18 protein-coding genes are annotated in these 21,170 nt (G+C 61.3%); 14 read left to right on the forward strand and 4 right to left on the reverse strand.

What is annotated here, in order from left to right; all coding sequences use genetic code 11:
• Positions 1 to 5: 5 nt before the first annotated feature.
• Complete coding sequence (locus tag GJU48_RS20515) at positions 6 to 1,043, reverse strand: FecCD family ABC transporter permease (RefSeq protein ID WP_094950172.1); 1,038 nt, start codon at positions 1,041 to 1,043, stop codon at positions 6 to 8.
• Positions 1,040 to 1,918, reverse strand: a complete 879-nt coding sequence (locus tag GJU48_RS20520) for a heme/hemin ABC transporter substrate-binding protein (RefSeq protein ID WP_094950173.1) — start codon at positions 1,916 to 1,918, stop codon at positions 1,040 to 1,042. The genes GJU48_RS20515 and GJU48_RS20520 overlap by 4 nt, the downstream gene beginning before the upstream one ends.
• A 156-nt stretch (positions 1,919 to 2,074) precedes the next feature.
• Here GJU48_RS20520 and GJU48_RS20525 point away from each other — a divergent pair, with 156 nt between their 5' ends.
• On the forward strand, positions 2,075 to 2,392 hold the full coding sequence (locus tag GJU48_RS20525; protein WP_094950174.1) for a Rieske (2Fe-2S) protein: 318 nt from the start codon (positions 2,075 to 2,077) through the stop codon (positions 2,390 to 2,392).
• Here GJU48_RS20525 and sfsA read toward each other — a convergent pair.
• A complete protein-coding gene (sfsA, locus tag GJU48_RS20530; RefSeq protein ID WP_094950175.1) occupies positions 2,389 to 3,102 on the reverse strand; it encodes a DNA/RNA nuclease SfsA in 714 nt (237 codons plus the stop codon). The two genes, GJU48_RS20525 and sfsA, sit on opposite strands and share 4 nt — an antisense overlap.
• Positions 3,102 to 4,274: a pyridoxal phosphate-dependent aminotransferase gene (locus GJU48_RS20535; protein ID WP_094950176.1), complete on the reverse strand. Its 1,173-nt coding sequence runs from the start codon at positions 4,272 to 4,274 to the stop codon at positions 3,102 to 3,104. The genes sfsA and GJU48_RS20535 overlap by 1 nt, the downstream gene beginning before the upstream one ends.
• 320 nt (positions 4,275 to 4,594) lie before the next feature.
• On the opposite strand from GJU48_RS20535, the gene dksA reads away from it, so the two are divergent.
• From dksA to GJU48_RS20600, 13 genes are all read left to right on the forward strand, one after another.
• Positions 4,595 to 5,035 (forward strand): RNA polymerase-binding protein DksA, encoded by a 441-nt coding sequence (gene dksA / locus GJU48_RS20540; protein ID WP_026083092.1) that lies wholly within the window; start codon positions 4,595 to 4,597, stop codon positions 5,033 to 5,035.
• A gap of 83 nt (positions 5,036 to 5,118) precedes the next feature.
• Positions 5,119 to 6,006: a tRNA glutamyl-Q(34) synthetase GluQRS gene (gene gluQRS / locus GJU48_RS20545; protein WP_094950177.1), complete on the forward strand. Its 888-nt coding sequence runs from the start codon at positions 5,119 to 5,121 to the stop codon at positions 6,004 to 6,006.
• Between the two features lie 62 nt (positions 6,007 to 6,068).
• A complete protein-coding gene (locus GJU48_RS20550; RefSeq protein WP_003176118.1) occupies positions 6,069 to 6,245 on the forward strand; it encodes a hypothetical protein in 177 nt (58 codons plus the stop codon).
• Positions 6,229 to 9,183 (forward strand): sensor histidine kinase, encoded by a 2,955-nt coding sequence (locus tag GJU48_RS20555; protein WP_176462918.1) that lies wholly within the window; start codon positions 6,229 to 6,231, stop codon positions 9,181 to 9,183. The genes GJU48_RS20550 and GJU48_RS20555 overlap by 17 nt, the downstream gene beginning before the upstream one ends.
• 22 nt (positions 9,184 to 9,205) lie before the next feature.
• Positions 9,206 to 10,642 (forward strand): sigma-54-dependent transcriptional regulator, encoded by a 1,437-nt coding sequence (locus GJU48_RS20560; protein ID WP_094950179.1) that lies wholly within the window; start codon positions 9,206 to 9,208, stop codon positions 10,640 to 10,642.
• A gap of 710 nt (positions 10,643 to 11,352) precedes the next feature.
• Entirely contained in the window at positions 11,353 to 12,756 is a 1,404-nt protein-coding gene (locus GJU48_RS20565) for a polynucleotide adenylyltransferase PcnB (RefSeq protein ID WP_094950180.1), read from the forward strand.
• Positions 12,757 to 12,758: 2 nt separating this feature from the next.
• On the forward strand, positions 12,759 to 13,244 hold the full coding sequence (gene folK / locus GJU48_RS20570) for a 2-amino-4-hydroxy-6-hydroxymethyldihydropteridine diphosphokinase (protein WP_094950181.1): 486 nt from the start codon (positions 12,759 to 12,761) through the stop codon (positions 13,242 to 13,244).
• Positions 13,245 to 13,589: 345 nt separating this feature from the next.
• Positions 13,590 to 14,390, forward strand: coding sequence for a 3-methyl-2-oxobutanoate hydroxymethyltransferase (gene panB, locus GJU48_RS20575; protein ID WP_094950182.1), 801 nt, complete (start codon positions 13,590 to 13,592; stop codon positions 14,388 to 14,390).
• Positions 14,387 to 15,238: a pantoate--beta-alanine ligase gene (panC, locus tag GJU48_RS20580; protein WP_094950183.1), complete on the forward strand. Its 852-nt coding sequence runs from the start codon at positions 14,387 to 14,389 to the stop codon at positions 15,236 to 15,238. Before panB ends, panC begins: the two co-directional genes overlap by 4 nt.
• Before the next feature lie 243 nt (positions 15,239 to 15,481).
• Complete coding sequence (gene pgi / locus GJU48_RS20585) at positions 15,482 to 17,146, forward strand: glucose-6-phosphate isomerase (RefSeq protein ID WP_094950184.1); 1,665 nt, start codon at positions 15,482 to 15,484, stop codon at positions 17,144 to 17,146.
• Between the two features lie 105 nt (positions 17,147 to 17,251).
• Entirely contained in the window at positions 17,252 to 19,189 is a 1,938-nt protein-coding gene (acs, locus tag GJU48_RS20590) for an acetate--CoA ligase (protein WP_094950185.1), read from the forward strand.
• Between the two features lie 17 nt (positions 19,190 to 19,206).
• Positions 19,207 to 20,076: an oxygenase MpaB family protein gene (locus GJU48_RS20595; RefSeq protein WP_094950186.1), complete on the forward strand. Its 870-nt coding sequence runs from the start codon at positions 19,207 to 19,209 to the stop codon at positions 20,074 to 20,076.
• A 60-nt stretch (positions 20,077 to 20,136) separates the two neighbouring features.
• Positions 20,137 to 21,153 (forward strand): class I SAM-dependent rRNA methyltransferase, encoded by a 1,017-nt coding sequence (locus tag GJU48_RS20600; RefSeq protein ID WP_094950187.1) that lies wholly within the window; start codon positions 20,137 to 20,139, stop codon positions 21,151 to 21,153.
• Positions 21,154 to 21,170: the final 17 nt, after the last annotated feature.

Here is a 21,170-nt window from a genome sequence, read left to right on the forward strand (position 1 = left end):
CAGCATCAGGCACGCCCCCGCAATAACAGATAGAGAAAAAATGGTGCGCCGATAAACGCCGTTACGATACCAATCGGCAACTCCGCCGGCGCCAAGGCCAGGCGCGCCACCAAATCCGCAAACAACAGCAAACTCGCCCCCGCCAGCACAGAGGCCGGCAACAGTACCCGGTGATCCGGCCCCGCCAGCAACCGCACCAGATGCGGCACCACCAGCCCGACAAACCCGATCATCCCCGCCGCCGCCACTGCTGCGCCCACCCCCAAGGCAGTGCAGAACACCAGCTCACGCTTGAGCCCTTCCACATCAATCCCAAGATGACTGGCCTCGGACTCACCCAGCAACAATGCATTCAGCGCCTTGGCCCGGCGCGGCAACCACAGCGCCACACCGGCGCTCACCAGCAGCAACGGCCACAACCGCGAATAGCTTGCGCCATTGAGGCTGCCCAGGTTCCAGAAGGTCAGGGTGCGCAAGGTGGCGTCGTCCGCCAGGTAGGTAAACAACCCCACCGCCGAGCTGGCGAGGGCCGTGAGGGCGATGCCCGCAAGCAGCATCGTTGCGACATTGGTCTGGCCGTTACGGCGCCCCAAGCGGTAGACCAGCGCCGTGACCCCCAAGCCACCGAGAAAGGCACATAACGACAGCAAGTACGGCCCAACCGCATCCGGCAGCCCACCAAACAACGAACCACCCACAATCGCAACCGCCGCCCCCAGCGCCGCGCCACTGGACACCCCGACCAACCCCGGATCAGCCAGCGGGTTACGGAACAACCCCTGCATTGCCACACCCGATAACGCCAGCACGCCGCCGACCGCCAGGCCGAGCAATGTGCGCGGCAGGCGGATCTGCCCCAGGATCAGCTCGGCCTGTTCCAGGCCTTGGGCTTCAATCGGCACGCCCATCAAGCGCAAGGCGGCCCTGAGTGTATCCAACAACGGCAAGCTGACAGGCCCTAGAGCCAATGAGAGCCAGATCGCCAAGACACACAACAGCGCCAGCCCGATAAACAGCGTTTTCGGTTTAACCAGAGTGGTCATGGGGCAGGGTTAGCCTGGGACGGATAAAACCCGGCAGACAGTTGCACCAGGCTTTGCGGCAAACGCGGTCCCAGGCCGCCGACCAGCAGGGTCGGGTCCAGCTCGAACACCCGGCCATTTTTGGCCGCCGGCGTTAAGGCCAAAATCGGGTTTTCCTTGAACAAGGCCGCACGCGCGGCATCGCCGGTCAGGGCACGGTCAGCAAACACCAGTACATCAGGGCTCAACCCAGCCAGCGACTCCACCGAAAAGGGTTTGTAGCCAGTGTGGGTCGCAAGGTTGCGCCCACCCGCCTGTTGCAACAGCCAATCAGCGGCGGTGTCTTTACCCGCGATCAGCGGCTTGCCGCCCGCATGGCCGAGCAACAACAGCACACCCGGCGCCTTCTGCGTGGCTTGGGCCTGGGTGACCCAGTACTTCTGCTGCTCAAGTGCCTGTTCATATCCGGTAAACAATTCGTTGGCTTTTGCCTCGCTGCCCAGCAACTTGCCCAAGTGCTGCAGGTTGCCCTTCAGGGTTGGAAGGTCCGGCTCGGCCGAGAACATCTCCACCTGCACGCCCGCACCACGAATCTGCGCGAGCACCGGCGGCGGCCCCATTTCTTCGGTACCCACCAGTACTTGCGGGCGCAGGCTGAGGATGCCTTCAGCCGACAACTGCCGCTGATAACCGATACTCGGCAACGCTTTCAACGACGCCGGGTGCTGGCTGGTGGTATCGACTCCCACCAACTTCGACTCACCGCCCAAGGCCGTCACCCATTCCGATAGCGCCCCACCCGCACTGACCCAGCGTTGTGGCAGTTCAGAGGCTTGCGCCCCGTGGTTGACCAGCAGTGAGGCAACAAGCGCAATAGCGCTGGTACTCAAGCGCATAACAGGGTTTCCTTCCAAGGGCAGAGCCACTCAAGCACTCATCAATGTGACAGATTCAGCCTGCCTGGCATCGTACTGAGCGCCCAATCAGCTGACGGGCGAAGCCGGTATTTGATAATTGTTTGCATTTGTGCGTCAAGGCACTTAAGGATTGAAATGAAGTTTCTCTGCCCCTCCGATACCCTCGCGCCCAACAGCAGCCTCGGTTTTGAGATCGACGGTTGCAAGCTATTGGCCGTACGCCGGGACGGCATTGCCTACTTCTATATCAACCGCTGCCCCCATCGCGGTATCCCGCTGGAATGGCAGCCCGACCAGTTCCTCGACACCAGCGCCAGCCTGATCCAGTGCGCCACCCACGGCGCACTGTTTCTGATCGAGAGCGGCGAATGCATCGCCGGCCCCTGCGCGGGCCAAAGCCTCACCGCCCTGCCCGGCCGCGAAGACGCACAGGGCTTGTGGGTGGAACTCTAGTCGCCGATCAGCACATCCAAACGGCGGTCGACGTAAATTTCCTCAGGCGTGACGTGCACACCGTAGGCCAGCACCTCCACACCGGCGGCCTTGGCCTCGCGCAACGCCGCAGCGTAGCCGGCGTCGATTTCCACCGCCGGGCGCACCGCCTCGATGCCCGACAGGTTGACGCAATACAACTGCACCGCCCGCACACCCTCACGCGCCAGGTGCGCCAACTCGCGTAAGTGCTTGGCGCCGCGCAGGGTCACGGCATCGGGAAAGGCTGCCACTGCCGTGCCGTCAAAGCCCAAGGTGACACTTTTGACTTCGACAAACGCCGCGCCCTGTGGGTAATCCAGGCGAAAATCGATGCGGCTTTTTTCCTGGCCGTAAGGCACTTCGCGCTTCAACGCGGTAAAGCCGTTGAGCTCGGTAATGACCCCGGCATTCAACGCCTCCTCAACCAGCTGATTGGCGCGCGCGGTGTTGACGCACGCCAGCCGGCCCTGAGGCGTTTCGGCGATCTCCCAGGTGCCTGGCAATTTACGCTTGGGGTCGGTGGAGCGACTGAACCAGACCTGGCCGCCCTCCACCATGCAATTGAACATCGAACCGGTGTTCGGGCAGTGAATCGTCAGCAACTCGCCGGTAACGGTTTCGATATCGGTGAGAAAACGCTTGTAGCGGCGAATCAGCCGCGCTTCTTCGAGGGGAGGATGAAAACGCATCAGCCTTGCCAGCTCCGCAAACCACGGGCGATGCGCTCCACCGCCTCCTGTAGCCGATCGAGGTTTTGCGTGTAGGCAAAACGCACATGATGACCGGCTTGATAGCGGCCGAAATCCAGCCCCGGCGTGAAGGCTACGTGTTCGGTTTCGAGGAAATAACGGCAGAACGCGAAGGCATCGCCGCCGAACGCGCTGATATCGGCGTACAAGTAGAACGCGCCTTCCGGTTCTACCGCAATGCCGAAGCCCAGCTCGCGCAGGGCGGGCAGTAGGAAGTCCCGCCGGCGACCGAATTCGGCGCGGCGCTCTTCCAGAATGCTCAGGGTTTGCGGGGTAAAGCAGGCCAACGCCGCGTACTGGGCCATGCTCGGCGCACTGATATAGAGGTTTTGCGCCAGCTTCTCCAATTCGCTTACCGCAGCGGGCGGCGCCACCAGCCAACCGAGGCGCCAGCCGGTCATGCCGAAATACTTCGAAAAACTATTTAGGACAAACGCGTCGTCGTCGACTTCCAGCACGCTGGCGGCGTCGGTGCCGTAAGTAAGGCCGTGATAGATCTCGTCTACCACCAAGTGACCGTTACGCGCCTTGATTGCGCTCGACAACCCCGCCAATTCGTCCCGCGTGAGGATCGTGCCGGTGGGGTTGGCCGGCGACGCGACCAGCGCGCCCACGCTGTCCTGGTCCCAATGTTTGGCCACCAGGTCGGCGGTCAATTGGTAGCGCACGTCCGGGCCGACCGGCACCAGTTGCGCCGCGCCTTCCACCAAGCGCAGGAAATGTCGGTTGCACGGGTAGCCTGGATCGGCGAGCAACCAATGTTTGCCCGGGTCGACCAGCAGGCTGCTCGCTAGCAGCAAGGCGCCGGAGCCGCCCGGAGTGATCAGGATGCGCTCAGGATCAATGCTTAGCCCGTAGCGCTGCTGGTAAAACCCGCTGATGGCCTCGCGCAACTCGGGCAGCCCACGGGCCGCGGTGTAGCGGGTTTTGCCGTTGGCCAACGCTGCCTGGCCGGCCTGGATGATCGGCTCGGCCGTGGTGAAGTCCGGCTCGCCGATTTCCAAATGGATCACATCATGGCCGGCCGCCTGCAGCTCATTGGCTCGCGCCAGCAGCGCCATGACATGAAAGGGTTCGATGGCGCGACTGCGCGCACTGTAGGGCTGAGCCATTAGCCTTCCTTAACGGTGAGGACAAAATCAGGATTCTACCGAACCCTCGCGGTAAAACATGCTCTATTGCCTGCTCGGCCGTCGACGATGAACCCAGCACGCGCTTGCAAAACGACTAAAATCAACATTCGAGGCAAGCTATACCCAGCCATGGCGGGCTGCTGCTGTTTGCAACCCCGCCGTATTGGGCCTCGACAACCGGGAGTGGCGCACCCCGAATCTATCTGGTAAGTTCGCCCGCTTGCAGCCGCAGGGCCGGCAGGTGTCGGTGACGTTGCAATCCTGCGCAATGGATTAGAAGAGTGAGAGGCGGTCTATTCATGTCCACCCAAGCAAAGCAACAGCAGCAGAGCCTCAGTGGCTTCACACCTTACGTCGAAGCGAAAGGTGAGGAGTACATGGGCAAGCCCATGCGCCAGCACTTCACCAAGATCCTGCAGAAGTGGAAGCAGGACTTGATGCAAGAGGTCGACCGCACCGTTGACCACATGAAGGACGAAGCCGCCAACTTCCCGGACCCGGCAGACCGTGCCAGCCAGGAAGAGGAATTCGCCCTCGAACTGCGAGCCCGTGATCGTGAACGCAAGCTGATCAAGAAAATCGACAAAACGCTGCAACTGATCGAAGACGAGGAATATGGCTGGTGCGAATCCTGCGGCGTCGAGATTGGTATTCGCCGCCTGGAAGCCCGCCCAACCGCGGACCTGTGCGTAGACTGCAAGACCTTGGCTGAAATCAAGGAAAAACAGGTCGGCAAGTAATCCTGCCGGGCTGAACGAATGGGGCGTGCAAACGCCCCATTTTTGTTTCTGGCGTTTGCCGATTTTCCAGTAGTATCCGGCCCATGACAGCCTCTACCTATATCGGGCGTTTCGCCCCCACGCCCAGCGGCCATTTGCACTTCGGCTCGCTGGTTGCCGCCCTCGCCTCCTACCTTGATGCCCGCGCCAATCAAGGCCGCTGGCTAATGCGCATGGAAGACCTCGACCCACCCCGCGAAGAGCCCGGCGCCCAGGCAGCGATCCTGCACGCCTTGGAAAGCTATGGCTTTGAATGGGACGGTGAACTGGTCCGACAAAGCGAACGGCATGACGCCTACGCCGAAGTCCTCAACGGCCTGTTCAACCACGGCCTGGCCTACGCCTGCACCTGTTCGCGCAAACAACTGGAGCCCTACCACGGGATTTACCCGGGTTTGTGCCGCAATGCCGGGCATGACCAGCAAGATGCTGCGATCCGCCTGCGCGTGCCTGAGCTGGAATACCACTTTACCGACCGCGTACAAGGCGAATTCCGACAGCACTTGGGCCGCGATGTAGGCGATTTCGTCATCCGGCGCCGCGACGGCCTGTATGCCTATCAACTGGCCGTGGTGCTCGACGATGCCTGGCAAGGTGTGACCGATATCGTGCGCGGCGCCGACCTGCTCGATTCCACGCCGCGCCAGCTGTACCTGCAAGAACTGCTGGGCCTGCGCCAGCCGCGCTACCTGCACGTGCCGTTGATCGTGCAGCCGGACGGTAATAAGTTGGGCAAATCCTACCGTTCCCCGCCGTTGACACCCGACCAAGCCACGCCTTTGCTGTTAAGGGCATTGCGCGCCCTCGGCCAGCCGGCCGGCGCAGAACTGCTGCACGCCAGCCCACGGGAACTGCTGGATTGGGGCATTGCGCACTGGGATGCAACCCGGATCCCGCGCACACTCACGCTGGCCGAAGCGCAATTGAGCTGAAGGCGCTTGCAGGTTGCCAGCCATCCGTTACCATCGCCGCAGTTTTTTAATCAGAGGCCAACATGTACATCTATCGATTGGTCCTGCTGCTGGTCGTCGGGATCTACCTGTTTTCCCCCGCCATCATGGATTGGTGGATCGACGCCACAGGCGCCTGGTATCGCCCTTATCTGCTGTGGCTGATCCTGATCGTCGTGACCTTTATCCTGCAGAGCCAAAAAGATGCCGATGAGCTTTAGCCTCACCCAGATGCTGCTGATCAGCGCCGCCTACCTGGCTGCGCTGTTCGCCGTGGCCTGGATCAGTGAGCGCGGAATGATTCCGCGGGCGATCATTCGCCATCCGTTGACCTACACCTTGTCCTTGGGCGTCTACGCCAGCGCCTGGGCGTTTTATGGCACCGTGGGCCTGGCCTATCAGTACGGCTACGGCTTTCTTTCCAGTTACCTTGGGGTGTCCGGCGCGTTCCTGCTGGCGCCGGTGTTGCTGTACCCGATCCTGAAAATCACCCGCACCTACCAGCTGTCGTCCCTGGCGGACCTGTTTGCCTTCCGCTTTCGTAGCACCTGGGCCGGCGCGCTGACCACGATTTTCATGCTGCTCGGCGTGTTGCCGCTGCTGGCCCTGCAAATCCAGGCCGTGGCGGATTCCATCAGCATCCTCACCCGCGAGCCGGTGCAGCATCGCGTCGCCCTGGCCTTCTGCGCGCTGATCACGCTGTTCACGATTTTCTTCGGTTCACGCCATATCGCCACCCGTGAAAAACACGAAGGCCTGGTGTTCGCGATTGCCTTTGAGTCGGTGATCAAGCTGATCGCCATCGGCGGTGTCGGCCTGTATGCACTCTATGGTGTGTTCGACGGCCCGCAACAGCTGGAACTGTGGCTGCTGCAAAACCAGACCGCCCTCGCCGCCCTGCACACACCGTTGCAGGAAGGCCCATGGCGCACGCTGTTGCTGGTGTTCTTCGCCTCGGCGATTGTGATGCCGCACATGTACCACATGACGTTCACCGAAAACCTCAACCCGCGCTCCCTGGTCAGCGCCAGCTGGGGCCTGCCGCTGTTCCTGTTGCTGATGAGCCTGGCGGTGCCGTTGATTCTATGGGCCGGCCTCAAGCTGGGGGCGACCACCAACCCGGAATACTTCACCCTCGGCGTCGGCATTGCCGCCAATAGCAAATCCCTGGCGTTGCTGGCTTACGTCGGCGGTTTGTCAGCGGCCAGTGGCTTAATCATCGTCACCACGCTGGCACTGTCGGGCATGGCGCTCAATCACTTGGTGCTGCCGCTGTATCAGCCGCCGGCCGAAGGCAACATTTACCGCTGGCTGAAATGGACGCGCCGCGCGCTGATCGTCGCAATCATCATGGCCGGCTATGGTTTCTACCTGCTGCTGGGCGCCGGGCAAGACTTGGCCAACCTCGGCATCGTCGCGTTCGTCGCCACCTTGCAGTTCCTGCCGGGCGTGTTGTCGGTGCTGTACTGGCCGACGGCCAATCGCCGTGGGTTTATCGCCGGGCTGCTGGCGGGGATTCTGGTGTGGATCGTCACCATGCTGCTACCGCTGGTCGGTAACTTGCAGGGCTTCTACATTCCGTTGCTGAACATGATTTACGTGCTCGATGACACCAGCTGGCACATGGCGGCCATCGCCTCGCTGGCGGCCAACGTGCTGATGTTCACCCTGATCTCGTTGTTCACCAACGCCAGCCCCGAAGAAACCAGCGCCGCCGAAGCCTGCGCAGTGGACAACGTGCGCCGCCCGCAACGCCGCGAACTGCATGCTGCCTCGCCCCAGGAATTCGCCACGCAACTGGCCAAGCCGTTGGGCGCCAAGGCTGCGCAGAAGGAAGTCGAGCAGGCGCTGCGCGATCTGTACCTGCCGTTCGACGAGCGCCGCCCGTACGCCCTGCGCCGCTTGCGCGACCGCATCGAGGCCAACCTGTCCGGGTTGATGGGGCCGAGCGTGTCCCAGGACATGGTCGAAACCTTCCTGCCCTATAAGGCCGGCGGCGAAAACTATGTGACCGAAGATATCCATTTCATCGAGAGCCGGCTGGAGGACTACCACTCACGCCTCACCGGCCTTGCCGCCGAACTCGATGCGCTGCGCCGTTACCACCGCCAAACCCTGCAAGAATTGCCGATGGGCGTGTGTTCCCTGGCCAAGGATCAAGAGATCCTGATGTGGAACAAGGCCATGGAAGAACTGACCGGCATCGCGGCGCAGCGGGTGGTGGGCTCACGCCTGAACACCCTGGGCGACCCATGGAAAGAACTGCTGCAAGGCTTTATCAACCTGCCCGACGAGCATTTGCACAAGCAGCACCTGGCGCTCGACGGCCAGACCCGCTGGCTCAACCTGCACAAAGCCGCCATCGACGAGCCGCTGGCGCCCGGTAACAGCGGCCTGGTGCTGCTGGTTGAAGACTTGACCGACACGCAAATGCTCGAAGACAAGCTGGTGCACTCCGAGCGACTGGCCAGCATTGGCCGTCTGGCGGCGGGCGTGGCCCACGAAATTGGCAACCCGATCACCGGTATCGCGTGCCTGGCGCAGAACCTGCGCGAGGAGCGCGAAGAAGACGGCGAAATCACCGAAATCAGCGGGCAGATCCTCGAACAGACCAAGCGCGTTTCGCGCATCGTGCAATCGCTGATGAGCTTCGCCCATTCCGGCGCCCATCAGAATCAGGACGAAGCGGTGTGTCTGGCCGAAGTGGCGCAGGATGCCATTGGGCTACTGGCCTTGAACCGGCGCAATTTCGAAGTACAGTTCTTCAATCTGTGCGACCCGGACCACTGGGTCGACGGCGATTCCCAACGCTTGGCGCAGGTGCTGATCAACCTGCTGTCCAACGCCCGCGACGCCTCCCCGCCGCACAGCGCGGTACGCGTCAAGAGCGAGGCTTTCGAGCACACGGTCGATCTGATCGTGGAAGACGAAGGCAGCGGTATTCCACAGAACATCATGGACCGATTGTTCGAACCTTTCTTCACCACCAAGGACCCCGGTGAAGGTACCGGTCTGGGCCTTGCACTGGTCTATTCCATCGTTGAAGAGCATTATGGACAAATCACCATCGACAGCCCGGCTGACACCGAAAGCCAACGCGGCACCCGTATTCGGGTGACCTTGCCGCGTCATGTCGAAGCGACGTCCGCTGTGAACTGAGACCGTCGAGAGAATTGAATCAATGCCGCACATTTTGATCGTCGAAGACGAAACAATTATCCGCTCTGCCTTGCGTCGCCTGCTTGAACGTAATCAGTACCAGGTCAGCGAAGCCGGCTCGGTGCAGGAAGCCCAAGAGCGATTCAGCATTCCCACGTTCGACCTGATTGTCAGCGACCTGCGCCTGCCGGGCGCGCCCGGTACCGAGCTGATCAAGCTTGGCCAGGGCACCCCGGTGCTGATCATGACCAGCTACGCCAGCCTGCGCTCGGCAGTGGACTCGATGAAGATGGGCGCGGTGGACTACATCGCCAAGCCTTTCGACCACGACGAAATGCTCCAGGCCGTGGCCCGCATTCTGCGCGACCGTCAGTCGGCCAGCAGCGCGCCCGCCGAACAGCGCCCCGCCGGCAAGGCTGCCAATGGTGCGGACAAGCCAGGCGTCGACAACAGCAATGGCGAGATCGGCATCATCGGCTCCTGCCCGCCCATGCAGGATCTTTACAGCAAGATCCGCAAAGTGGCGCCCACCGACTCCAATGTATTGATCCAGGGCGAGTCGGGCACCGGTAAAGAACTGGTGGCCCGCGCCCTGCACAACCTGTCCAAGCGCGCCAAGGCACCGATGATTTCGGTGAACTGCGCAGCGATCCCCGAATCCCTGATCGAGTCCGAACTGTTCGGCCACGAAAAAGGCGCGTTTACCGGCGCCAGCGCCGGGCGTGCGGGCCTGGTGGAAGCGGCGGACGGCGGCACGTTATTTCTCGACGAAATCGGCGAGCTACCCCTGGAAGCCCAGGCGCGCTTGCTGCGCGTGTTGCAGGAAGGCGAGATTCGCCGCGTAGGCTCGGTGCAATCACAGAAGGTCGATGTTCGCCTGATCGCAGCGACCCACCGTGACCTCAAGAGCCTGGCCAAGATCGGCCAGTTCCGTGAAGACTTGTATTACCGCCTGCACGTGATCGCCCTCAAGTTGCCGGCCCTGCGTGAGCGCGGCGCCGACGTCAACGAGATCGCCAGTGCCTTTCTGCTGCGCCAGAGCGCGCGCATCAACCGCACCGATCTCAAGTTCGCACCGGACGCTGAGCAGGCGATTCGGCATTACTCTTGGCCGGGTAACGTGCGGGAACTGGAGAATGCGGTCGAGCGAGCGGTGATCCTGTCGGAGAGCCCGGAAATTTCCGCCGAGCTGCTGGGCATCGATATCGAGCTCAGTGACCTGGAAGACGACGACTTCATCGGCCTGGCCCCACAACAGGGCAGTAGCAATACCAGCCATGAGCCGACGGAAGATTTGTCATTGGAAGATTACTTCCAGCACTTCGTCCTTGAGCATCAGGACCACATGACCGAGACCGAACTGGCTCGCAAGCTGGGCGTGAGCCGCAAGTGCCTGTGGGAACGGCGCCAGCGCCTGGGTATTCCACGGCGCAAGACCGGGGTGGCCAGCGAAAGTTGAGGGTGTGCCCCCACAGGTAACACTCTCAGATGTGAAAAAACTGTTACCGCTGCTTTTTCGCGTAACAAAAGCCGGGGCTTACGGTAACGAAGCCCCGGCTTTTTTTGGCCCTCAAAAAACCCGAAACCACCTCAACCCCCCGATTTTGCTGGGCGGCACAAAAGTTGGCACGCACCCTGCTATATGCTTAGTACAAAAACAATAACAAGCTCAGTACCAGACAATAAAAATAAGACGAATCGACTCACGCATAATAAAAACAACACGGCGGAGGCGCAGCTAACTGATTCTTTTGGAGAGGCGTTGCATTTGGGGCTTGCCCCGCAACCAGGCCGAGAACAACAAAAACTGCCCTAAGGCAGAGCCTGAACTGGTTGGATCGTAGATCAGCAACACAGCGACCAAAGCAATCCGTTTGCTCTTGACTCCCGATTGGGAGTGTCATGAAGGTAAAACTTCACGGCGAGGGCGATCAACAAAAACAAGAAGCCCGCAATCAATAATAAAAATAGAGCACGCAACTACTTCTGGGGGAGCTTCGGCTCCCCTTGTAGTTTCCGCAATTTGGTACCTGCCAATCCTTCTTTTAAGCTTCTGGCTCAAGCCTTGCAGCTTGTTCCTACACCATCCCCCGACTAAATGCTAGAATCCCGGCCCATCATGCGGTCATTCTTCGTTATGGCCGAACATTCCTTCAAACAGTGCATCCCATGCTGAAGAAGTTGTTCCAGTCATTCCGTTCCCCCTTGCGTCGTACGCAACACATTCGCAGCACGCCTGAAGTGCTTAACAGCAATCAGCATTCATTGCAGCGCGCTCAATTCAGCCGTTATGCAGTGAACATCGTCGAACGTTTGCAGAACGCCGGCTACCAGGCTTACCTGGTGGGTGGTTGCGTGCGCGACATGTTGCTTAATATCACGCCCAAGGATTTCGACGTCGCCACCAGCGCCACGCCCGAACAAGTGCGTGCCGAATTTCGCAATGCGCGAATCATCGGTCGCCGCTTCAAATTGGTGCACATCCACTTTGGACGCGAAATCATCGAGGTCGCGACCTTCCGCGCCGGCCACCCGCAAAACGATGAAGAGGAAGACACCAACCAGTCTTCCCGCAACGAGAGCGGGCGCATCCTGCGCGACAACGTTTACGGCACCTTGGAAGAAGACGCGCAACGCCGCGACTTCACCATCAATGCCTTGTATTACGACCCGGTCAGCGAGCGCATCCTCGATTACGCCAATGGCGTACACGACATTCGCAACAACCTGATCCGCTTGATCGGCGACCCGACGCAGCGCTACCAGGAAGACCCGGTGCGCATGCTGCGAGCGGTGCGTTTCGCCGCCAAGCTGAACTTCGGTATCGAGAAACACACTGCCGCGCCGATTCGTGAGCTGGCGCCGATGCTGCGGGAAATTCCTTCAGCGCGCCTGTTTGAAGAAGTGCTCAAGCTGTTCCTCTCGGGGTATGCCGCCGACACCTTCGAAATGCTGGTGGACCTGCAGTTGTTCGACCCATTGTTCCCGGCCAGCGCCGAGGCATTGGAATACAACCCGACCTACACGCACACGCTGATCAGCGAAGCCTTGATCAACACAGACTTGCGCATCAAACAGAACAAACCGGTGACCCCGGCGTTCCTGTTTGCCGCCTTGTTGTGGCCAGCGCTTCCAAAACGCGTAATGCGCCTGCAGGACCGTGGCATGCCTGCGATTCCGGCCATGCAGGAAGCCGCACACGAGCTGATCGCCGAGCAGTGCCAGCGCATCGCTATCCCGAAACGCTTCACCATGCCGATCCGCGAGATCTGGGACATGCAGGAGCGCCTGCCACGCCGCAGCGGCAAACGCGCCGACCTGCTACTGGACAACCCGCGCTTCCGTGCCGGCTACGACTTCCTGCTGCTGCGCGAAAGCGCCGGCGAGCAGACCGACGGCCTGGGCGAATGGTGGACCGATTACCAGGACGCCAATGACAGCCAACGCCGCGACATGATTCGTGACCTCGGCAGCAAAGGCGATGGCGCTGGCGATGGGCCGAAGAAGCGTCGTCGCAGTTCCAGCAAGCGCAAACGCACGTCTGCCGATGCCTCGGGCGCCGCAGGCGAATAAACGTGGAACGTATCTACATCGGCATGGGCAGCAACCTGGCTGCCCCGGACCAGCAATTGCGCAGCGCCGCCCAGGCGCTGGCATTGCTGCCCGGCACCACCCTCGCAGGCGTGTCCGCCTTCTATCAAAGTGATTCGCTGCTCCCGGGCCAACCGCGCTACACCAATGCGGTCGCGGCCCTGGACAGCAACCTCGCGCCACTGGCACTGCTCGATGCGCTGCAAGCCATCGAGAACGACCAGGGCCGCGAGCGCCTCGAGCGTTGGGGCCCGCGTACTTTGGACCTGGATATCCTGCTGTTTGGCGATCGCTTGATCGACGAGCCACGCCTGACGGTGCCTCACTATCAGATGCACTTGCGCGCGTTTGTGTTGTACCCGCTGGCTGAGCTGGCGCCGGCCGACCTGCAGTTGCCCGACGGCCGTACGCTCAAAGCGCTGCTGACGGCCTGCCCGTTTGTCGGGCTGGAACGCCTCCCTAAAGTCTGATCCGGTCCCGGTGGGAGCTGGCGTGCCTGCGATAGCATGACTGCCGAACCGAGTCGCCTGCATCGCAGGCAGCCGCGCCCTACGCCGAACCGAGTCGCCTGCATCGCAGGCAAGCCAGCGCCCACCCGTAACAGCGGTAACACCGCACTCGTAACAATGCGGTAACACATCCAATTGACTTACCGAGCCCTCATCACGACTATAGGCGTCCCGCTGCCGCCAACCCGGCGCTGAAGGGCGCAATCCAGGCCTTATAAGCACTGCTCTCAAGACAGTGCGCCTGTATAAACGAAGACTCACGCGCGTTACTCGCTGTTTCCAAGCGCCTGAACGAGGACCCTTTTCATGCCAGACATTACCCTGACCACCTTGCAGAGCCTCAAGCTCAAAGGTGAAAAAATCGCCATGCTGACCTGCTATGACGCCACCTTCGCCCAGGCCTGTTGCCAGGCCGGCGTCGAGGTGCTGCTGGTGGGTGACTCCCTCGGCATGGTTTTGCAAGGGAATGACAGCACCCTGCCCGTCACCACTGATGAACTCGCCTACCACACGGCCAGCGTCAAGCGCGGTAACGACGGCGCCTTCATCATCGCTGACCTGCCGTTCATGGGTTACGCCACCCTCGAACAGACCTTTCAAAACGCCGGCAAACTGATGCAAGCCGGTGCGCACATGATCAAAGTCGAAGGTGCCGTGTGGCTCGCCGAGCCGATCCGTTTGCTGGCTGAGCGCGGTGTGCCGGTGTGTGCGCACATGGGCCTGACACCGCAGTCGGTGAACATCCTCGGCGGCTACAAAGTACAAGGCCGTAATGAAGCCCAGGCGCGCCAGATGCGAGCGGATGCCATCGCCCTGGAACAAGCCGGGGCTGCGATGATCGTGCTGGAGTGCGTGCCGAGCGAACTGGCTGCTGAGATCACGCAGGCCGTCAAAGTGCCGGTGATCGGCATTGGCGCAGGTGCCGATACCGATGGCCAGGTTCTGGTGTTGCACGACATGCTCGGCCTGTCGCTGACCGGCCGTGCGCCGAAATTCGTGAAGAACTTCATGGCCGGCCAAGAGAGTATCCAGGCCGCGTTGAGCGCTTACGTCAACGAAGTCAAAGCCGTTACTTTCCCAAGCGCTGAACACGGATTCTCTGCATGAACACCGTTAAAACCGTACGAGAACTGCGCGCCGCCGTCGCCCACGCGCGCAGCGCCGGCAAACGCATCGGCTTTGTGCCCACGATGGGCAACCTGCACAGCGGTCACGCCACGTTGGTGACCAAGGCCGCGCAGCAGTCGGATTTTGTGGTGGCGAGCATCTTCGTCAACCCGCTGCAATTCGGCGCAGGCGAAGATTTGGACAAGTACCCTCGCACGCTGGCGGCGGATCAGGAAAAGCTGCTGCAAGCCGGTTGCAACCTGCTGTTCGCGCCGACCGTCGAAGAAATGTACCCCGGCGGCATGACCGGCCAGACCCGCGTCAGTGTTCCGCAACTGTCCGAAGGCCTATGCGGCGCCAGCCGCCCCGGGCACTTCGAAGGCGTGGCCACAGTGGTGAGCAAGCTGTTCAATATGGTCCAGCCGGACATGGCCGTGTTTGGCCAGAAGGATTACCAGCAACTGGCGGTGATCCGCGCCATGGTGCATGACCTGAACATGCCGATCCAGATCATCGGCGAGCCGACCGTACGTGCCGCTGACGGCCTCGCGCTGTCATCGCGCAACGGCTACCTCACCGACGAGCAGCGTGCCATCGCCCCGGTGCTGTACCGCAGCCTCAGCCAGATTGCCACGGCGATCAAAGCCGGTGACCACGATTTCGCCAAGCTGCGTGCCGAGCAAATCCAGCACATTGAAGCCGCCGGCTTGCGCATGGATTACCTCGAAGTGCGCCAAGGCGTGCATTTGCGCCCGGCCACGGGTGAGGATCGCGATGTGGTGATCCTGGTTGCAGCGTATCTGGGGGCGACTCGCCTGATCGATAACTTGCACCTGAACCTGGCCTGACCACCCCCGCCTTTTCTCATTGAAAAAACACCGCACCTGTTGCCCTCCCCGCTGTGCCGGTATAAAAAAGTACCGGCCACAGCGCAGACAAAGCCAAGACATATCGACACGCTAGGTTTAATGTAATCGCCCTGCGCCATTGTTGGCGCTGACCGGCACCCAACGCCTGATGAAAGACTGGACGTTCCGGATTTAGAAGTGTCCTAAAGGCAAGTCCCCGTAATAAAAAGGAAACCCGCAGCGATGGCGTATTACCGCACTCCTCATGACGTTACCGCTCTGCCCGCTTGGCAAGCGCTCAATAAACATCGCCAAGCCATGCAGGATTTCAGCATGCGCGACGCGTTCAATGCCGATCCCCAGCGCTTTTCCGAGTTCACCTTGAGCAGTTGCGGGCTTTTCCTCGATTACTCGAAAAACCTGATCACGACCGAAACACGCGACCTGCTGGTAGGGCTGGCCAAGGAAGTCGACCTTAAAGCTGCGATCGACGCGCTCTACGCCGGCGAACCGGTCAACTCCTCCGAAGGCCGCCCGGCTCTGCACACCGCCTTGCGCCGCCCCGTGGGTGACAAGCTATCGGTCAACGGCGTGAACATCATGCCGGACGTGCACAAAGTGCTGAACCAGATCACCGACCTCGTGGGCCGTATCCACGATGGCCTGTGGCGTGGCTACACCGAGAAGCCGATCACTGACGTGGTGAACATCGGCATCGGTGGCTCGTTCCTCGGCCCGGAGCTGGTCTCTGAGGCACTGTTGTCCTACGCCCATAAAGGCGTGCGCTGCCACTACTTGGCGAACATCGACGGCAGCGAATTCCACGAGCTGACCATGAAGTTGCGCGCCGAGACCACGCTGTTTATCGTCTCGTCGAAATCCTTCAACACCCTGGAAACCCTGAAAAACGCCCAGGCCGCCCGCGCCTGGTACTTGGCCCAAGGTGGCTCGGAAGCCGAGCTGTACCGCCACTTCATCGCCGTATCGAGTAACAACGCGGCAGCTGTGGCCTTCGGTATCCGCGAAGAAAACATCTTCCCGATGTGGGACTGGGTCGGCGGCCGTTACTCGCTGTGGTCAGCCATCGGCTTGCCAATCGCCCTGGCCATCGGCATGTCCAATTTCAAGGAACTGCTGTCCGGTGCCTACACCATGGACCAGCATTTCCAGAACGCCCCGTTTGAACAGAACATGCCCGTGCTGCTGGGCTTGCTGGGCGTGTGGTACGGCAACTTCTGGGGTGCGCAGAGCCATGCGATCCTGCCGTACGACCATTACCTGCGTAACATCACCAAGCACTTGCAACAGCTGGACATGGAATCCAACGGCAAAAGCGTGCGCCAGGACGGCACGCCAGTGTCCACCGACACCGGCCCGGTCATCTGGGGCGGCGTCGGCTGCAACGGTCAGCACGCCTACCACCAGTTGCTGCACCAAGGGACCCAACTGATCCCAGCCGACTTCATCGTGCCGATCGTCAGCTTTAACCCGGTGTCCGACCACCACCAGTGGCTGTACGCCAACTGCCTGTCCCAAAGCCAGGCACTGATGCTCGGCAAGACCCGCAGCGAAGCCGAAGCCGAACTGCGCGAGAAAGGCCTGGCGGAAGCCGAAGTGCAGAAACTGGCACCACACAAGGTGATCCCGGGCAACCGCCCGAGCAACACCCTTGTGGTGGAGCGCATCAGCCCACGTCGCCTCGGCGCACTGGTGGCCATGTATGAGCACAAGGTGTTCGTGCAAAGCATGATCTGGGGCATCAACGCCTTTGACCAATGGGGCGTTGAGCTGGGCAAGGAGCTGGGCAAGGGCGTTTACAACCGCCTGACCGGCGCCGAAGAAACCCTGGCTGACGATGCGTCGACACAAGGCCTGATCAACTACTTCCGCGGTCGTCACCGCGGCTGAAGCCGGTACACCAAGGCCAACGTCCGTTTGGACGTTGGCCTTGAACCCTCTCCCCACAGCGTGCATCTTTATGCCTTGTCCCGAAAACAAGAATAAGGACCGCTCATGTTCGATATCAGCACGTTTCCCGCCGCCGATGCCGTCCGCCTTGCCGCGCAGCTCAGTCAAGCCGAGTACCAGCGCCTCTATCGCCAATCCATTGAGCAACCTGACACCTTCTGGGCCGAACAGGCCAAGGGCTTTCTCGACTGGATAACACCCTGGCACACCGTCCAACAGTCAGACATCAAGACTGGCGCCGCCCAATGGTTTGCCGGCGGCCAACTCAACGTCAGTTACAACTGCATTGACCGTCACCTGGCGCAACGCGCCGATCAGCCGGCCTTCATCTGGGAAGGCGATGATCCTGCAAAATCTTCCAAAATCTCCTACCGCCAACTGCACCAAAACGTCAGCCGCCTGGCCAATGTGCTGAAAAGCCGTGGCGTAAAGAAAGGCGACCGAGTGTGCATCTACATGCCGATGATCCCGGAAGCGGCCTACGCGATGCTGGCCTGTACGCGAATTGGCGCGGTGCACTCGGTGGTGTTTGGTGGGTTCTCACCGGACGCCCTGCGCGACCGCATTCTCGACGCCGACTGTCGCACCGTGATCACTGCCGATGAAGGCGTGCGCGGCGGCAAGCCGGTGGCGTTGAAAAAGAATGTCGACAAGGCCCTGGCCAGTTGCCCGAACGTCAGCACGGTGCTGGTGGTGCAACGCACGGGGGCCGACCTTATCTGGGTCAAAGACCGCGACCTCAACTACCAGCAAGCCCTGGACGCCGCCAGCGACGACTGCCCGCCCGAGCCGATGGACGCCGAAGACCCGCTGTTTATCCTCTACACGTCCGGCAGCACCGGCAAACCCAAAGGTGTGCTGCACACCACCGGTGGCTACCTGCTGCAGGCGGCGATGACCTTCAAGTACGTGCTCGATTACCGTGACGGCGAAGTGTTCTGGTGCACCGCCGATGTGGGCTGGGTCACCGGCCACAGCTACATCGTGTATGGCCCGCTGGCCAATGGCGCTACCTCGCTGATGTTCGAAGGCGTACCGAGCTACCCGGACAGCTCGCGCTTCTGGCAAGTGATCGATAAACATCAGGTGAATATCTTCTACACCGCGCCCACCGCGCTGCGCGCCTTGATGCGTGAGGGCCACGGGCCGCTGCAGAACACGTCCCGCGCCAGCCTGCGTTTGCTGGGTAGCGTCGGCGAGCCGATCAACCCGGAAGCCTGGGACTGGTACTTCAACGCCGTGGGCGAACAACGCTGCCCGATTGTCGATACCTGGTGGCAGACCGAAACCGGCGGCATCATGCTCAGCCCACTGGTCAGCGCCCAGCGTATCAAACCAGGCTGCGCGACCCAGCCGATGTTTGGCGTACAGCCCGTGCTGCTGGATGAGCAAGGCAAGGAAATCAGCGGTGCCGGCAGTGGCGTGCTGGTGATCAAAGCCAACTGGCCGGGCCAGATTCGCAGCATCTACGGCGACCCGCAGCGCATGATCGACACGTATTTCAAACCCTACCCCGGCTACTACTTCACCGGCGACGGCGCACGGCGCGATGAAGACGGCGACTACTGGATCACCGGGCGCATCGATGATGTGATCAACGTCTCGGGCCACCGTATCGGCACCGCCGAGGTCGAAAGCGCTCTGGTGCTGCATGATCAGGTGGCCGAGGCTGCCGTGGTCGGCTATCCCCACGACGTCAAAGGCCAGGGGATTTATGCCTTCGTCACGCCAATGAATGGCGTCGAGCCCAGCGATGAGCTGAAAAAACACCTGCTGGCGCTGGTCAGCAAGGAAATCGGCAGCTTTGCCAAGCCGGAACTGATCCAATGGGCACCCGCCCTGCCGAAAACCCGCTCAGGCAAGATCATGCGGCGGATTTTGCGCAAGATCGCCTGCAACGAACTGGACAGCCTCGGTGATACCTCGACCCTGGCCGACCCCAGCGTGGTAGACGGGCTGATCGACAAACGCCTGAACCGCTAGGAACCTCTGAAGTCGCCATGGAATTTATCCGCAGCCGTATCGAAACCCAGTTGATGAGCCTTACCGGCTTGTCACTGGGCCAGCTGGACCTGGAAAACCCCAAGGGCGATCCCGGCCTGTTCGGGCCGGACTCGGTCAGTTGGCAAGTGCATGGCGACTTCAGCAGCATGCTCATTGGCGGCATCAGCGCCTTGATGCTGCAAGCCTTGCACCCGCTGGCCCTGGCCGGCGTGTGGGACCACTCCAATTTTCGCCAGGACATGCTCGGGCGCTTGCGGCGCACCTCGCAGTTTATTTCCGGCACCACCTTCGGTTCGCGCAAAGACGCCGAATGGCTGATCGAAAAAGTGCGCACCATCCACCTGCAAGTGACCGGGCATGCCCCGGACGGGCGGCCTTACGCGGCCAGCGATCCGGAACTGCTGACGTGGGTGCACGTGGCGGAGGTCAGCAACTTTCTGGCGTCGCACCTGCGCTATTGCAACCCGGGTCTTTCGGGCCGGGATCAGGACCGTTACTACAGTGAAATCGCCTTGGTCGCCGAGCGCTTGGGCGCTCGGCATGTTCCGCGTTCACGGCAGGAAGTTTCGGATTACCTGGCACGCATTCGTCCGCAACTGCTGTGCGACGAGCGCAGCCGCGAAGTGCTGCGCCTGCTGCTCAATGCACCCGCACCCAGCACCTTGGCCAAACCCTTTGGCAGCTTGATGATGCAGGCCGGGATCGACCTGCTGCCAGACTGGGCAAGCAGCCTGCTCGAACAGCACCAGAGCCCGTTGCAGCGCCAGCTGATCCGCGCCGGGGTCAAGCGCAGTGCACCGTTGCTGCGCTGGGCGATGCGCAATGGTTCGGTGCAGCGCGCCCATCGGCGAATGGGGCTGATGTAGGCGGCGGCTCATAGCTGTTAAACTCCGCGCCCATATTGACTCGCAAGCAAGGCGCGCTCCATGACTCCCTTGAATCAGGCGCTGCGCGCCGCCCTCGATCAACGCCAAGACCTGATCAACACGCTGCATGCCCAGGGCACCGACTGCTACCGGCTGTTCCACGGCAGCCAGGAAGGCGCCGGCGGCTTGACCATTGACCGTTATGGCCCGCAACTGCTGGTGCAGAGTTTTCACCAGTCCCTGGAAACAGCCGAGCTGTTGAACCTGCATGAACTGATCAACCAGTTCATGGGCCTGGAATTGCTGCTGGTGTACAACGACCGCTCGCGTGGCAATTCGCGGATCGACCGTGAAGACACGGTGTACCGCGCCCAACCGGCGGCACTGGAAGACTTGGTCGGCCACGAATGGGGCCTCAATTACCGCGTGCGCGGGCGCCATGCAGGGCAGGACCCGCTGCTGTTTCTCGACCTGCGCAACACCCGTGGCTGGGTCAAGGAACACAGCGCCGGCAAACGTGTGCTCAACCTATTTGCCTACACCTGTGGCGTGGGCCTGAGCGCGGCAGCCGGTGGCGCCCGCGAGGTGTGCAACCTGGACTTCGCCGAGGGCAACCTGGCGGTGGGCCGCGAAAACGGTGTGCTCAACCCGCAATTGCCGACCATGGGTTTCGTGCAATCCGACTACTTTCCGGCGATTCGCCAACTGGCGGGCTTGCCGATCACTCAGCGCCGCGGCCACAAGCTGCCGAGCTATCCGCGCCTTGAGCAACGCCAATATGACCTGGTGCTGCTCGACCCACCGGCCTGGGCCAAGAGCGCGTTCGGCACCGTCGACCTGCTGCGCGACTACCAGAGCCTGCTCAAGCCTGCACTGCTCGCTACCGCCGACAATGGCGTGCTGATTTGCTGCAACAACTTGGCGAAAGTCAGCATGGATGATTGGCGCGAACAGGTGCTGCGTTGCGCCGAAAAAGCCGGGCGCCCGGTACGCGACTGGCAAATCATGGCGCCGGGAGCCGACTTCCCGTCTCAGGATCAGCAGCCGCCTCTGAAAACCCTGATCCTTCAGTTGTAGTACTTTTCCCAAGCAGC

It is taken from the genome of Pseudomonas sp. IB20 (genome assembly GCF_009707325.1).
Classification (GTDB): domain Bacteria; phylum Pseudomonadota; class Gammaproteobacteria; order Pseudomonadales; family Pseudomonadaceae; genus Aquipseudomonas.